Genomic DNA, 14,743 nt, shown 5'->3' with positions numbered 1-14,743 from the left:
AAGGAACGAGAATCTCATGAAAATTAATTCTTGAGATTCTTCATTTTATATTCTAAATAGAATTATAGCACAATCATCCGTTGCTATCTGATAAATCTGTGGGAGAAAAAAATAGTCTTCATTCCATTCAAATGATAAAACTAAACATAACTATCTGTTGTTATTTGAGGATTCTGTGGAAAAAAAGATTCTTTTTCTTTAAATGATCAGATCACGTATTCAACGCCCCATTTGTGCAGTTCATTAATAATAGGTTCTAATTTTTCGCCTTTTACAGTCAGCGTATATTGAACGGTTGGAGGAACAGTCGCAAAAACTTCTCTGATAACGATACCATTGGCTTCCATATTTTTCAGTTCTTTCACCAGCATTCGCGTGCTGATATTGGGAATAAGACGTTCTAATTCACTGAAACGCTTCTTCCCCGTGAACAAGGCATAAATGATTGACATCGACCACTTTCCTCCGATGACCCCTAAAATTTCCTGCAGCGCACATTTTTCTTCAACAGGTTGTAATTTTTTTTTGCTCATAACGTATTGATTTTCTTTAATCCTTTACTTTGTGTTATTACTATACATTCATGTAACTACTTGCAAAAGTAAAGTATTGTGATTTTCTTTGCAACAGATTTAAAAGAAAAAATTATGAACAATTCATTAAAAGGACAGGTGGCCCTGGTAACGGGCGGAACAAAAGGCATTGGTAAAGCGATAGCAGATACATTAAGCAATGCAGGAGCGCAGGTAATCATTACGGCCCGAACTGCTCCGGGTGAAAATACAAATGGACAGCATTTTATTTCGTCAGATTTTTTCCAGCCTGAAAGTGCGGAAGTGCTTGCCAGGGAAATTTTGGCGAAATACGGAAGAATCGATATTATCGTTAATAATGCAGGCGCTAATTTAAGTCCGGGTGGCGGTTTCAGCACTCTTTCGGATGAACACTGGAATAATGACTGGCAACTCAATTTCATGTCGGTCGTTCGTGTCAACAAAGCATTATTGCCAACCATGATCGAACAAAAAAGTGGAGTGGTCATCAATATTTCTACAGGTGCTGCAAAACTGCCAATCTGGGAAATGACGATGTCTTATTCTTCTGCAAAAGCAGCATTGAACGCCTACAGCAAAGCACTAGCCAACGAGGTTGCTTCGCATGGGATACGCGTGAATGTAGTTTCGCCCGGGCTGGTGGAAACACCTCTCATGATGGAATTCATTGAAAATATGGCAAAGTCATCCTCCATAACAGCAGAAGAAGCTTACAAATCTGTTATGGAAAAACTGAATGTTCCGATGGAAAGAATGGCAGAACCTGAAGAAGTTGCAAGTCTTGTTGGATTTCTCGTGTCTCCTGAAGCCAAATACATCACAGGCGTTAATTACTCAATTGACGGTGGTGCTTTACCTACGATTTAAATGTTAAATTTAATTCCCAATGGCTTAACGGTAATAAATTCCCCTTATTTGGAGGGTGGTGAAAATCTGAAAGAATTTTTGCAGGGTGGTTTTATAAAAGTGAATTTTGCTACGCAAATCAATGGTCAATTGTAAATAATAAGAGTCAAAGATTACTATTATGTTTCGTTTAGTGAATGAAAGACTGCAGCCCTAGCCCCGATTGCAGTGAAAATCCTTTTTTTGCGGTTGAAAGTCCCTCTCCTCGGGAGAGGGATTTAGGGTGAGGAAAAAAGATTGCAGCGGAAAGCGGGAAAAAGCTTCCGAAAAATTGAAAAATATTTCTGTTAAAACTACTGTTTAATGAGGGTAGAAGTTTAGAATAACTATAAATTATATTTATAAAATAAAGTATTTCAGAGTGTTATAAATACCATGAATGCAATAATTGCTGATCAAATCTTCTCGGAATCATTTTTGCATCTTATTCAACCATAATCACTAAAAAATATGAATTATGAATACTAAAAGACTTTCCGAAGCTATGGAAAAAGCGCTTAGTGATCAGATGAACAAAGAGATCCACGCTGCACATGTTTTCTTGTCTTACGGAATTTGGGCGGATGATAAAGGATATCAGGGAATTGCCAACTTTTTGTACCGACACGCTCAGGAAGAAAGAAACCATTCTATTAAATTTATGGAATATGTCCTGAACAGAGGAGGGAAACCAAAGGTGGAAGCCATACCGGCCCCGCCGGCCGATCCTGAATCTTTGACCGCGTGTTTTGAAGGAGTATTTAAACACGAAGTGGATAATACAACCGCGATTTACAGATTAGTAGATATGGCATTACAGGAAAAAGACTGGGCAACCTGGAATTTCATGCAGTGGTTCGTTCAGGAACAGATTGAGGAAGAAACATTGGCCATGAATCTGATGGACAAACTGAAAATTGCCGGAGGTGACAGAGCAACTGACGAGTCGTTATTTACTTTAGATAAAACATTGGAAAAAGCACCTAACGATGTTCCGTTGGCGCAGGAAGCCACGGGAGACAATCCTTAAAAGCCAAATTTTTGAATTAAATTATTGAAATCTGCCACACTTGCTGGCAGATTTTTTTATTATGAAACTCTCTTTAAAATCACTATCTTTGCCCGCTGAAAGTTCAGGGTTTTGAATATCCCAAACTTTGAACAATAAACATTAAACTTTGAATCTAACGTTATGAAATGTGGAATCGTAGGCTTACCGAATGTAGGTAAATCAACTCTTTTTAACTGCCTGAGCAACGCAAAAGCACAGTCGGCCAACTATCCTTTCTGTACCATCGAACCCAATCTGGGAACAGTTTCCGTACCGGACCAAAGATTGTTTGAACTGGAAAAAATAGTAAAACCGGAGAGAGTTTTGCCAGCGGTTGTAGAGATTGTTGACATTGCAGGTCTTGTAAAAGGAGCAAGCAAGGGTGAAGGCCTGGGAAACCAGTTTTTAGCCAATATTCGTGAGTGTGAAGCTATTATTCATGTTTTAAGATGTTTTGAAAATGGAAATATCATTCACGTTGAAGGTTCTGTAGATCCGTTAAGAGATAAAGAAATTATTGATATTGAACTTCAGTTAAAAGATCTGGAAACTGTAGGAAAAGCAGTGGAAAAAGCGAAGAAATTCATTAAATCAGGAAAAAAAGAAGATGTTTTAACGTATGAAACGCTTCAGAATCTTCAGAAATTTTTGGAAGACGGTAAGAATGCAAGAGAATTTGCCACAGATGATACAACGAAATCTATTATCAGTGATGTTCAGCTGTTGACCAATAAGCCGGTACTTTATGTGTGTAATGTTGATGAAAACTCCATTAAAAACGGAAATGAATGGATTGCTAAAATAGAGGAAATGGCTAAAAATGAAGGGGCTGAGGTCGTTGTTTTGGCTGCTCAGATTGAAGCTGATATCAATGAGCTTGAAACTTTTGAAGAAAGAGAAATTTTCCTTGAAGAGCTTGGGCTTACTGAACCCGGAGTAAACCGTCTGATCAGAAAAGCGTATGACCTCTTGAAACTTCAGACCTATTTTACGGCTGGTGTAAAAGAAGTAAGAGCATGGACGATCGGGCAGGGATGGACAGCGCCGCAGGCTGCAGGTGTTATTCACACTGACTTTGAAAAAGGATTTATCCGTGCTGAGGTAATTAAATATGACGATTACATTCATTACGGATCTGAAGTAAAAGTAAAAGAAGCAGGAAAGCTTTCTGTAGAAGGTAAAGAATATGTAGTGAAAGATGGTGATATTATGCACTTCAGGTTCAACGTATAGAAAAATATTAAAGTTAGTTATAATAGAAAAACGCTCCCGATTGATTTTGGGAGCGTTTTTTGCATTCATGTCGGAAACTTTTTAATCATGAAAATTTTATATTTCCTTGCATTTATATCGCTTATTTCCTGTTCTTCAACGATTGAGGAAAATTGTTTTGAATCCGAAAAAGAAAAAGATAAATATGTTGAACAAAAGCCTTTTACTGTAAAAGAGATCCTAAACGAAAAACCTTCTTATTTAGAGATTATAGATTTAAAAAAATTCAGGAGTTTTAAAGAAGACAGCTTATACGCCCATGAATACAAATGGAAGAATTATGATGAGATTATGAAACAAAAAGGAACTGAACTGAAAGATTTCAAAAAAAGCTTTTCATAACGGTTTTATGATCTACAAACAGCAGGATTACGATAATGCAAAATATGCTTTGGGTAAAAATGATTTAGGATATTGGTTGTTGAAAATAGCTGATCATAAACCTTCCGCTTATTTTTTAGGCTTAAGTTTCAGTCATTATTATTTCAATGAAATTCAGAATCAGCCTCTTATTAAATATGGATTTTTACAGATAGAAGGAAGTCTGGTGCAGATTATTAAAGTTCCCGGACTTCCCGGCTATGATGATTATTCTGCGATTGCTGATGGTAAAATGTTCAAAGTTAATCTCAAAGAATTAATGAAGGATATGGATCAGGATGGATACAATGATATTTTTGAGAAATGCTTTGGTTTGAATCCTGATGATAAAGATTCTGACGGGGACGGAATTAATGATTTTGTTGATGTAAATCCCATGTATAAGTCTGAAAAAAATAAGTTCACTGAATTGTATGAAATGCTGCTTCCGACTTATGCAGGAGCTCCTGATTTCAAAAAAAGATCCGTATTATTTTGAATTCTTTAAAACAGATTGCGATTATTTTCATCAGATTAATCCCGGAGAGTATAAGGTTTTATTCATACCCGAGGACGAAGACAAACAGAGTGATTATGTAAGATTTACGGATATATATCATTTCGGCATTTCCAAAATGATGAAAAATAAAGAATTTCCGGAGCGATTTTATATTAACAAATGGGATAGCAGCTCTTCTACCGATTATGCAGCCGAATACAAAAACGGAAAATGGGAACTTGAAATGATCGGTGGATTTGACATTTAACGAAAATACAATATTTCGTACATTTGAATTATACAAATTGTAAGCATGGAAAAAACAGCACACACTTCCTATGCATCACTGGATGATTTTTACCGGGAAATGACCTCCAAATTGGGAACGGATATTGAAAGTATATTTCCAAAAGGGCTGCACAAAGAAATCGGGCATTTCAATGTTTTTGATATTGCACAGACTATAGAAAAAGCAAAACTAACTTCTGAAATGCCTTACAATAGGCGGAAATATTACAAAATAAGCCTGATCAGAGGAAGAAACAGAGCCGAATATGCGGATAAGATTATTCAGATAAAAAACAATGCACTGTTGTTTGCTACTCCTAAAGTCCCTTATCATTGGATTCCGGAAGATTCTAATCAGTCGGGAAGCTTTTGTGTGTTTACCGAAGATTTTTTAATTAAGGATAAATCATATAATACTCTTGAAGACCTTCCGATCTTTCAGCCAGGAAATATTCCTCTGTTTGAGATTGATGATGAGCTGGCAGATGAAATAGAGCTGCTTTTCCGAAAGATCAAAAAAGAAATAGATTCAGACTATATTTTTAAATACGATCTCATCAGGAATTATGTTCTGGAACTCATCCACTATGGGCAAAAGTTGCAGCCGGCATCCAAACTATCAACCTCAAATGATGCTTCTTTACGTGTGGTTTCCTTATTTATCGAATTGCTGGAAAGGCAATTTCCTATTGAATCTTCAGATCAGCGATTACAGCTGAAAACAGCAAAAGATTATGCCGACCGGCTGGCAGTTCATGTGAATTATTTAAACAAGAAGCTAAAGGAAAGTACGGGGAAAACCACCACTGAAATTATCGCTGAAAGAATTGTTCAGGAGGCGAAAATACTTTTGAAGCAGACCAAATGGAATGTTTCTGAAATATCTTATGCCTTAGGATTTGAAGAGATCGCTCATTTTTCTAATTTCTTTAAAAAAAGACATCCTTGGCTCCACTGGAATTTCGCTCATGATTTGAATTTTGCAAATTTCAGTTTGATTAAAGCAAACACTCACGTTCTGAAATAGCTGAACTTTGTCTCATCAAAAAATAAAATAATGGAAGCAAGAACAAAAATTGCATTAATTACAGGCGGAAGCCGTGGTTTGGGAAGAAATTCAGCAGTGAAAATTGCACAGAAAGGCCTTGACGTGATCATCACCTACAACAGCAATAAGGAAGAAGCTGATAAAGTGGTAAGCGAAATTCAGTCGCTGGGCAGAAAAGCAATTGCCTATCAGCTTAATACAAAAGACACGAAAAGTTTTGATGCTTTTGTAAAAACGGTGGGAGATCATCTTGAAGAGAATACAGGAAGTAGAAATATTGATTATCTCATCAATAATGCAGGAACCGCTTTATATGCACCAATTCCTGACGTAACGGAAGAGCAGCTGGATGATGTGGTGGATATTCATTTTAAAGGCGTGTTTTTCCTGACTCAGAAGTTTTTACCCTTCATCAATGACAATGGCGGAATCATCAATATTTCTTCAGGATTGGCAAGATTTGCATTACCGGGATCTTCAGTGTACGGATCGATCAAAGCAGGAGTTGAGATGTTGACCAAGTATATGGCGAAAGAATTGGGTTCAAGAAAAATCAGGGTTAATGTTGTGGCTCCCGGAGCAATCGAAACGGATTTTGGCGGAGGAAGAACCAGAGATGATGAGCATATCAATGCGATGGTTGCCAATAATACGGCATTAGGAAGAGCCGGTCTTCCGGATGATATTGGAGGGGTAGTAGCATTCCTTTGTACAGAAGATGCCGGCTGGATCAACGGACAGAGAATTGAAGCATCAGGCGGAATGTTTTTATAATAAATGACTTCAAACCAGTGATTTCGAGAGCCTCAATCACCGGTTTGAAATGATAAAAATCACTGATATTGTAAGAGGTGGCTTCGAGAGCCTCAGCCACCTCTTACTTATATTTTAGACAAATTTTCTAAAGCTTTTTCCAAAGTTTCCTTTTTCTTTGCAAAACACAGTCGGATTACATTTTCATTGAGCTTATTTTTATAGAAAGAAGAAAAAGGAACACTTGCGACTTTATGAGAAATGGTAAGTTCACGCGCAAAATCAAAATCGTTTTTGTCCGATATCTTATCATATTTTAAAGCCTGGAAATACGTTCCTTCACAATCCAGCAATTCAAAAGAAGTATTTAACAGCCCCTGTCTTAAAAAATCTCTCTTTTCCTGGAAAAACGAGGCTAGATCATTGTAGTGATCAGGGTTTTTCATGTATTCTGCCAGCGCAAGCTGCATTGGGGTATTAACGGAAAAAACATTGAACTGATGAATTTTTCTGAATTCATTTGTTAAGTGTTCAGGAGCAGCGCAATAGCCCACCTTCCAGCCGGTCACATGAAATAATTTCCCGAAGGATGCTACCATGATGCTTCTTTCTTTTAATTCGGGGTATTTGCAGACACTTAAATGCTCTTTTCCGTCAAAAACAATATTTTCATATACTTCGTCGCTCAAAATCAGGATGGAAGTTCCTTTGACAATCTTAATCAGCTCCTGAATGTCATTTTCCTTTAAAATCTTTCCGGCAGGATTGTTCGGATTGTTAAGAATGATCATTCTGGTTTTGTCTGAAACCAAATTCTTTACCGTATTCCAGTCGATTTCATAGTTGGGAGCTTTCATTTCAAAACGCTTTACAATTCCGCCAAAGAGCTCTACGGTCGGCTCGTAGCAATCGTAAGCAGGTTCAAAAATAATCACTTCATCGTCTTTCCTTATAAAACTCGCAATTGCTGTAAAAATAGCTTGTGTACCGCCTGCTGTCACTGTGATTTCTGAATCCGGATGATATATTGCGCGATGTGAATTTTCTATTTTTGTGGCGATTTGTTCCTTTAAGGGGATCATTCCGGCCATCGGAGCGTATTGGTTAAATCCTTTTTTAATGAAATGATTGACATGATCCAGCAATTCAGAATCCGGCATGAAATCAGGGAATCCCTGCGAAAGGTTGATCGCTTCATTTTCATTGGCCAGCTGCGTCATCTGACTGAAAATGGTTGTTCCCACATTGGAAAGCTTCGACAAAGGAAGTTGTATCATAAAGGTATTTTTGGAATATCGAATTTAAATTAAATTTTTTAAATTAAATTCAAGAGCGAGACAAAAGATCAGCATAAATCTATTATCAAAGCTAAAAACTATATGAGATTAATATTAAAGTCGATGAAGGCAGATTTTCCGGATTAAAGTGATTAAATACTTGCCATATTCAATACCCGATTTTTTTTGATAAGAATTCATGAATTTAAATTAAATTTTAGCGAAAAATAATGTAAAAATTCCGGTTATTTTTTTTCAAATTCGTATTTTTGTATGTTTGCTGAAATAACATATGTCACAAGAAATAAATCCAATCTATTCCGAAGATAATATCAGAACCCTTGATTGGCAGGAACACATCCGTTTGCGGCCCGGAATGTACATCGGGAAGCTGGGAGACGGATCTTCTGCTGATGACGGAATCTATATTTTACTGAAAGAAATTCTGGACAACTCCATTGATGAGTTCAGAATGAAATCCGGTAAAAGAATTGAAATAAAACTAGATGACGGCAAAGTTACGATCCGTGATTTTGGCCGTGGTATCCCGCTTGGAAAAGTGGTGGATGCTGTTTCGAAAATGAATACCGGTGGGAAGTACGACAGTAAGGCGTTTAAAAAATCCGTAGGTCTGAACGGGGTTGGTACGAAGGCTGTTAATGCGCTTTCAGAGTATTTCCGTGTACGTTCGTTTCGTGACGGAAGGATGAAAGTGGCAGAATTTTCCAGAGGTATCATTACAGAAAACTATGATGAAAAGGAAACTTCAGACAGAAACGGAACCGAAATTTCTTTTATTCCGGATGGCGATATATTTCTCAATTTTAAATTCAGAAAAGAGTATATCGAAAGAATGCTCCGCAATTATGCATATCTGAATCCCGGGCTGAAAATCTTTTTTAACGGTGAAACTTTCTTTTCCGAAAACGGATTAAAGGATTTACTTGATGAAGAGCTTGAAAATGAAACCTTATATCCCATTGTTCATTTAAAGGATAACGACATCGAAGTCGCGATAACGCATACGGATAAATCTCAGACTGAAACGTATTTTTCTTTCGTTAACGGACAAAATACCACACAGGGTGGAACCCACTTAAATGCCTTTCGTGAAGCGTATGTAAAAACAATTCGTGAATTTTTTAATAAAAGTTTTGATGCATCAGACGTTAGAAAATCGATTGTTGCAGCAATTTCCATTAATGTAGAAGAACCTGTTTTCGAATCTCAGACGAAGACCAAATTAGGTTCAAATGATATGGGACCAAACGGACCGACGGTAAGAACTTTTATCATTGATTTCTTAAAAAGTAAATTAGATAATTTCCTTCACAAAAATCCTGAAGTTGCTGAAGCCATTCAGAGAAAGATTTTAATTTCGGAAAGAGAAAGAAAAGAGCTTTCCGGAATCCAGAAGCTGGCAAGAGAAAGAGCTAAAAAAAGTTTCTCTTCACAACAAAAAGCTGCGTGACTGCAGGCAGCATTACAACGATCAGAAAAACGAAAGAAAAGGAGAAACGCAGATCTTTATTACAGAGGGAGATTCTGCATCCGGATCTATCACGAAGTCGAGGGATGTGGAAACGCAGGCTGTATTTTCATTAAAAGGTAAGCCTTTGAACTGCTACGGATTAACAAAGAAAGTAGTGTATGAAAATGAAGAGTTTAACCTCCTTCAGGCTGCCCTGAATATCGAAGAAAGTCTTGAAGATCTCAGATATAATCAGGTGATTATCGCGACAGATGCCGATGTCGACGGAATGCACATCCGCCTGTTGATGATTACGTTCTTCTTACAGTTTTTCCCGGATCTGATCAAGAACGGGCATCTTTATATTCTTCAGACTCCTTTGTTCAGGGTAAGAAATAAAAAAAGAAACCAGATACTGCTATTCGGAAGCTGAAAGAATAAAAGCTCTGAATGAACTGGGAAAAAATCCTGAGATTACCCGATTTAAAGGGTTGGGAGAGATCTCGCCTGATGAATTTAAACATTTCATTGGTAAGGATATCCGCCTGGAGCCCGTGGTGGTGGGGAAAGATCAGACCATTGATCAGTTGCTGGAGTTTTATATGGGCAAAAACACTCCGGACCGCCAGGTATTTATTCTTGAAAATCTTGTAGTAGAAGATCCTGATATCAATAAAAAAGAAGTTTTGAGTGAGGTTGAAGATGAAAATTAATTAAATTAAAAAAACACAATAAAAAAAATTATGAGACTTAGCAACCGTAATAAAACTTCGGTTTACGGGTTTATCAATACCTTGCTTATCTTTTTTCTGATAGCAGGTTTTGGAGCCTATTTTTTAGAGAAATACAGATTCAATGTTTTAGGAAAAGAAAGCTTTCTGTTGATTGCAGTACCTGTTTTTTTGATACTGCTGTTTTATTTTAACGGAAGGCAGATTTTTGAATACGACAGCGATGGGGAAGCCCTTCATTTCAGAAACAGGAATATTATTCCGTTTTTGCAGAAACCGCTGAGTGATGAATTTCCAAAATACAAACTGCTGAAATTTGAGATCATTAATATGGTTTTTATGAAAAGACTGTATATAAAGATCTCCAGCAAAAATAATGGTACCACGATGCTGAAATATGAAATTTCCTACCTTACAAGAAAAGAACTCAAAGATTTGAGATTTTCCTTACATAAAGTGATTAAAACTAATAAAGAGAAAAGCGTTAATATATAAATGATAACAGAAGAACACCCGCATGAAGGTGAGAGCTTAAAGAAAGTTTCCGGGCTTTACAAAGACTGGTTCCTGGATTATGCTTCTTATGTAATTTTAGACCGGGCGATTCCGTCGGTTTACGATGGCTTCAAACCCGTTCAGCGAAGAATCATGCACTCTATGCGAGAGCTGGAGGACGGACGTTACAATAAAGTAGCCAACATTGTAGGGAATACGATGAAATATCACCCGCACGGTGATGCTTCCATTACCGACGCCATGGTGGGAATCGGGCAGAGAGAGCTGCTGATAGACACTCAGGGAAACTGGGGGAATATCTATACCGGCGACTCTGCAGCGGCCGCCAGATATATCGAGGCACGGCTGACTCCGTTTGCTCTGGAAGTAGTTTTTAATCCGAAAACAACAGAATGGGCAAAATCGTATGACGGAAGAAACAACGAACCGATCGATCTTCCTGTTAAATTTCCTTTACTGCTTGCTCAGGGAGTGGAAGGAATCGGAGTCGGGCTTTCTACAAAGATTCTGCCACATAATTTTAATGAACTTATTAATGCTTCTGTTGCTTATCTTAAAGGGAAAAGGTTTGAACTATTTCCTGATTTTCTGACGGCGGGATTTCTCGACGTATCCGAATATAATGACGGACATAGAGGGGGGAAAGTAAGAGCCAGAGCAAAAATTTCTCCACTGGATAAGCATACGCTGATTATCACAGAGCTGCCTTATTCGAAGACGACAAGTGATCTTATTGATTCGATCCTGAAAGCTAACGAAAAAGGAAAGATCAAGATTAAAAAAATCGAAGACAATACATCGGATAAGGTTGAAATTCTTATTCATCTGCATAATGATGTTTCTCCGGACAAAACGATTGATGCTCTGTATGCATTTACCGATTGCCAGGTAACTATTTCTCCGAATGCATGCGTAATCGTTGGCGACAAGCCAATGTTCATGAACGTTTCCGATATTCTAAGGATGAATACCGATCATACGGTGTCACTGCTTAAGAAAGAACTTGAAATTGAACTTCACGAGCTGCAGGAAAGCTGGCATTTTTCTTCTTTGGAAAGAATTTTTATTGAAAACAGAATTTACCACGATATTGAAGAGGTAAAAACCTGGGAAGATGTTCTGAAAACGATTGATAAAGGCTTAAAACCTCATACCGGACATCTTTTAAGAGCCGTTACGGAAGAGGATATTTTAAAATTGACGGAGATCAGAATCAAGAGGATTTCAAGATTTGATCTAGATAAATTTAAAGAAAACATCGCAGCATTAGAAGGCAAAATCGAACAGGTAAAGCATCATCTTGCGAATCTTGTTCAGTACGCGATTGATTATTATCTGAATATTCAGAAAAAATACGGAAAAGACCGACAGAGAAAGACGGAACTAAGAATTTTCGATACGATTGATGCTACAAAAGTTGCTGTGGCGAATGAGAAATTCTATGCCAACTTCGAGGAAGGCTTTATCGGAACTTCTCTCAAAAAAGATCAGTATCTGTTTGACTGTTCGGATATTGATGATATTATTACTTTCAGAAAAGACGGAAGCATGAAGGTCGTAAAGGTAGAAGCTAAAACTTTTATTGGAAAAGATATTCTACATGTTGCGATATGGAAGAAAAATGATAAAAGAACGGTTTACAATATGATTTACCGGGAGGGCAGAGACGGACCATATTACATGAAACGATTCTCGGTGACTGGTGTTACAAGAAATACGGATTATCCTTTAGCTTCTGATAAAAAAGGTTCGGAAGTGCTTTATTTTTCTGCAAATCCTAACGGTGAAGCGGAAACGGTAAGCGTTCTGTTAAAACCCAATCCAAGGATCCGAAAGAATAAGATGGATGTTGATTTCTCTGAATTGGCCATCAAAGGCCGGGATTCCAAAGGAAATCTGGTGACAAAATATTCTGTGAAAAAAGTAGATTTGAAGGAAGAAGGTGTTTCCACGCTGGCGCCGAGAAAAATCTGGTTTGATGATACGGTACGAAGACTGAACGCAGATGCACGCGGAACGTTGCTGGGAAGTTTTAAAGGAGATGATAAGATTCTGACGATCAATACCAACGGTGAGGCAAAGCTGGTTTCATTTGATCTTGGAAACAGATTTGACGACGAGTATCTTGTGCTGGAAAAATGGCGGCCGAATCAGCCGGTAACCTGCATTTATTACGATGGCGAAAAGGATATTTATTTCATTAAAAGATTCTTGTTTGAAAATACTCCGAATCTGCAGACATTTATGCCTTCGGAACATCCGAAATCATTTATTGAGAATGTCATTGTAGCCAACGGATCTACTGCCGAAATTATTTTTGCTAAAGATAAAGGGAAAGAACGTGAACCGGAAACGGTGAATATCGATGAATTTATTACGGTAAAAGGCATTAAAGCCATTGGAAATCAGTTTACAAAATTTAAGGTAAAAACGATTAATATTACAGTTCCGGAGCCTGAAGAAGAACCTGAAGTGTATGAAGAACCGGAAACATCTGTCGGAATGGATGAAGATGGCATGATTGGTGATTTGTTTCAGAGTGATAACGATTCCGACAATTAAAGATTGAAAATATGAACATTTTAATATTGGTAATAGCCATTACTGCAGTCATAAGTTTTGTAGCACCGAATGGCAGCAGTAATTTTGAAAAATATAAATTCAATGTCGGAGCGATTCGCAACAGAAACGAATATATTCGTCTGCTTTCTGCAGGATTTCTGCATGCGGATATTTTCCATTTGGTGTTCAATATGCTGACGCTCTATTTTTTTGGCCCTGTAGTTATTCAGGGGTTTGGCAATTTGGGCTTTATCCTGATATATTTCGGATCGATCTTATTAGGAAATATATTTTCACTTTTCGTATATCAGAGACAGCCGTGGTATTCTGCAATTGGAGCGAGCGGCGGTGTTTCAGGGATTTTATTTGCTTCTATTGCGATGATCCCGCATTTGGAAATTTATATGTTCTTTATTCCGATAGGAATCCCGGGATTCATATTCGGACTGGTATATTTCAGCTATTCCGTTTATATGATGCTGAATCCCAACCACAATGATAACATAGGACATGCAGCGCATTTAGGAGGAGCATTTTTCGGGTTGGTGTACGCCGTTGCCACTCAGCCCCAGGCTGCAATAGCTAATTCTTTATATCTTGGAATTATGGCGCTTCCGCTGATTTATCTGGCGTATGAAATTTTTGTAAGGAAAAGGATAGGATAAAAATATTTTTGAAAACCAGTGGTAGCTCACTGGTTTTATTTTATCCCAAAAACGAAACGATCATTTCCTGATAAATCCTTTAATAAATAGGTTTCAGAGAAATCTTTAATATATAATTCTAAAGTTTCAGGACCTAATTTCTGATTAATCTCCAGAAACAATAATCCATTGTCTGATAAATGCTTTTTAGCATCTTCCGCTATTTTCCGGTAAAAGATTAAAGCATCTGAAGTAGGAGAGAAGAGCGCCATTGTCGGTTCAAAGCCTTTTACGGAATTTTCAATTTCATCTTGTTCATCAATTCCAATATAAGGCGGGTTTGAGATAATAATATCAAACTTTTCTTTTAAATCAAAATTAAGATAATCAGCATGAATGAAATTGATCGTAAGTTTGTGGAAATCAGCATTCTTTTTCGCGACTTCCAGTGCTTTTTCAGAATAATCAATCGAGGAAATTTCAGTATCCGGAAAATGTTTTTTTAATACTAAAGGTATAATTCCGCTTCCCGTTCCGATATCAAGGATTGTAAGCTTGTCAATCGTGAGTGCTGAATTTTGAATTTTATTTATCGCTAATTCCAGTAATTCCTCCGTTTCCGGGCGAGGTATTAATACATTTTCATCGACGAAAAAAGACATTCCATAAAAATATGTTTCGCCAAGAATATGTTGATAAGGCCTATTGGTTTTGAGTTGTACAATGACCTCTACGAGTTTTTGTTCGTCATTCATTAGCAATTCCTGATTTGAGAACTGTCGCTGATGAAACGAATTAAATCCTGTAATTTTTTCAACGAAAACTGAAGCTA

13 protein-coding genes and 2 pseudogenes are annotated in these 14,743 nt (G+C 37.3%); 12 read left to right on the top strand and 3 right to left on the bottom strand.

Going from position 1 to position 14,743, the window contains the following annotated elements:
- Window positions 1-206: 206 nt before the first annotated feature.
- A complete protein-coding gene (locus tag AAHI02_RS04350) occupies window positions 207-533 on the bottom strand; it encodes a helix-turn-helix domain-containing protein (RefSeq protein ID WP_346985603.1) in 327 nt (108 codons plus the stop codon).
- Between the two features lie 114 nt (window positions 534-647).
- Between AAHI02_RS04350 and AAHI02_RS04345 the strand changes: the two genes are divergently transcribed.
- From AAHI02_RS04345 to AAHI02_RS04310, 8 genes and pseudogenes are all read left to right on the top strand, one after another.
- On the top strand, window positions 648-1,421 hold the full coding sequence (locus AAHI02_RS04345; protein WP_346985602.1) for an SDR family oxidoreductase: 774 nt from the start codon (window positions 648-650) through the stop codon (window positions 1,419-1,421).
- 496 nt (window positions 1,422-1,917) lie between these two features.
- Complete coding sequence (locus AAHI02_RS04340; protein WP_346985601.1) at window positions 1,918-2,469, top strand: ferritin; 552 nt, start codon at window positions 1,918-1,920, stop codon at window positions 2,467-2,469.
- Window positions 2,470-2,631: 162 nt separating this feature from the next.
- Window positions 2,632-3,723 carry a redox-regulated ATPase YchF gene (gene ychF / locus AAHI02_RS04335; RefSeq protein ID WP_346985600.1) on the top strand — a complete coding sequence of 364 codons (1,092 nt, stop codon included), beginning with the start codon at window positions 2,632-2,634 and terminating at the stop codon, window positions 3,721-3,723.
- 87 nt (window positions 3,724-3,810) lie between these two features.
- Window positions 3,811-4,104 carry a hypothetical protein gene (locus tag AAHI02_RS04330; protein ID WP_346985599.1) on the top strand — a complete coding sequence of 98 codons (294 nt, stop codon included), beginning with the start codon at window positions 3,811-3,813 and terminating at the stop codon, window positions 4,102-4,104.
- Window positions 4,105-4,111: 7 nt separating this feature from the next.
- Entirely contained in the window at window positions 4,112-4,621 is a 510-nt protein-coding gene (locus tag AAHI02_RS04325; RefSeq protein WP_346985598.1) for a hypothetical protein, read from the top strand.
- Window positions 4,578-4,889, top strand: coding sequence for a hypothetical protein (locus AAHI02_RS04320; protein ID WP_346985597.1), 312 nt, complete (start codon window positions 4,578-4,580; stop codon window positions 4,887-4,889). The genes AAHI02_RS04325 and AAHI02_RS04320 overlap by 44 nt, the downstream gene beginning before the upstream one ends.
- A gap of 45 nt (window positions 4,890-4,934) precedes the next feature.
- A pseudogene (locus tag AAHI02_RS04315) lies at window positions 4,935-5,881 on the top strand (helix-turn-helix transcriptional regulator).
- An 85-nt stretch (window positions 5,882-5,966) separates the two neighbouring features.
- Window positions 5,967-6,731, top strand: a complete 765-nt coding sequence (locus tag AAHI02_RS04310) for an SDR family oxidoreductase (protein WP_346985596.1) — start codon at window positions 5,967-5,969, stop codon at window positions 6,729-6,731.
- Window positions 6,732-6,838: 107 nt separating this feature from the next.
- On the opposite strand, the gene AAHI02_RS04305 is transcribed toward AAHI02_RS04310, so the two are convergent.
- The gene (locus tag AAHI02_RS04305) at window positions 6,839-7,987 is read right to left on the bottom strand and encodes a methionine aminotransferase (protein WP_346985595.1); all 1,149 of its coding nucleotides are present in this window, start codon (window positions 7,985-7,987) and stop codon (window positions 6,839-6,841) included.
- 292 nt (window positions 7,988-8,279) lie between these two features.
- Here AAHI02_RS04305 and AAHI02_RS04300 point away from each other — a divergent pair.
- From AAHI02_RS04300 to AAHI02_RS04285, 4 genes and pseudogenes are all read left to right on the top strand, one after another.
- Window positions 8,280-10,171 (top strand): annotated as a pseudogene (locus AAHI02_RS04300) (DNA topoisomerase IV subunit B).
- A 30-nt stretch (window positions 10,172-10,201) separates the two neighbouring features.
- Complete coding sequence (locus AAHI02_RS04295) at window positions 10,202-10,684, top strand: hypothetical protein (protein ID WP_346985594.1); 483 nt, start codon at window positions 10,202-10,204, stop codon at window positions 10,682-10,684.
- Complete coding sequence (locus tag AAHI02_RS04290; RefSeq protein ID WP_346985593.1) at window positions 10,685-13,267, top strand: DNA gyrase/topoisomerase IV subunit A; 2,583 nt, start codon at window positions 10,685-10,687, stop codon at window positions 13,265-13,267.
- Between the two features lie 11 nt (window positions 13,268-13,278).
- Complete coding sequence (locus AAHI02_RS04285; protein WP_346985592.1) at window positions 13,279-13,932, top strand: rhomboid family intramembrane serine protease; 654 nt, start codon at window positions 13,279-13,281, stop codon at window positions 13,930-13,932.
- Between the two features lie 35 nt (window positions 13,933-13,967).
- Here AAHI02_RS04285 and prmC read toward each other — a convergent pair whose 3' ends face one another.
- Complete coding sequence (prmC, locus tag AAHI02_RS04280; protein WP_346986587.1) at window positions 13,968-14,720, bottom strand: peptide chain release factor N(5)-glutamine methyltransferase; 753 nt, start codon at window positions 14,718-14,720, stop codon at window positions 13,968-13,970.
- Window positions 14,721-14,743: the final 23 nt, after the last annotated feature.

The organism is Chryseobacterium sp. POE27 (assembly GCF_039727685.1).
In the GTDB taxonomy this organism is placed as follows: Bacteria; Bacteroidota; Bacteroidia; order Flavobacteriales; family Weeksellaceae; genus Chryseobacterium.
The sequence above is the reverse complement of the archived record's forward strand: the minus strand, read 5'-3'. Positions and strand labels throughout refer to the sequence as shown.

What these genes read in the sequence shown, in the direction of transcription:
- AAHI02_RS04350 (WP_346985603.1), bottom strand. Translation starts at nt 533, where the DNA reads ATGAGCAAAAAAAAATTACAACCTGTTGAAGAAAAATGTGCGCTGCAG.
- AAHI02_RS04345 (WP_346985602.1), top strand. Translation starts at nt 648, where the DNA reads ATGAACAATTCATTAAAAGGACAGGTGGCCCTGGTAACGGGCGGAACA.
- AAHI02_RS04340 (WP_346985601.1), top strand. Translation starts at nt 1,918, where the DNA reads ATGAATACTAAAAGACTTTCCGAAGCTATGGAAAAAGCGCTTAGTGAT.
- ychF (WP_346985600.1), top strand. Translation starts at nt 2,632, where the DNA reads ATGAAATGTGGAATCGTAGGCTTACCGAATGTAGGTAAATCAACTCTT.
- AAHI02_RS04330 (WP_346985599.1), top strand. Translation starts at nt 3,811, where the DNA reads ATGAAAATTTTATATTTCCTTGCATTTATATCGCTTATTTCCTGTTCT.
- AAHI02_RS04325 (WP_346985598.1), top strand. Translation starts at nt 4,112, where the DNA reads ATGATCTACAAACAGCAGGATTACGATAATGCAAAATATGCTTTGGGT.
- AAHI02_RS04320 (WP_346985597.1), top strand. Translation starts at nt 4,578, where the DNA reads ATGCAGGAGCTCCTGATTTCAAAAAAAGATCCGTATTATTTTGAATTC.
- AAHI02_RS04310 (WP_346985596.1), top strand. Translation starts at nt 5,967, where the DNA reads ATGGAAGCAAGAACAAAAATTGCATTAATTACAGGCGGAAGCCGTGGT.
- AAHI02_RS04305 (WP_346985595.1), bottom strand. Translation starts at nt 7,987, where the DNA reads ATGATACAACTTCCTTTGTCGAAGCTTTCCAATGTGGGAACAACCATT.
- AAHI02_RS04295 (WP_346985594.1), top strand. Translation starts at nt 10,202, where the DNA reads ATGAGACTTAGCAACCGTAATAAAACTTCGGTTTACGGGTTTATCAAT.
- AAHI02_RS04290 (WP_346985593.1), top strand. Translation starts at nt 10,685, where the DNA reads ATGATAACAGAAGAACACCCGCATGAAGGTGAGAGCTTAAAGAAAGTT.
- AAHI02_RS04285 (WP_346985592.1), top strand. Translation starts at nt 13,279, where the DNA reads ATGAACATTTTAATATTGGTAATAGCCATTACTGCAGTCATAAGTTTT.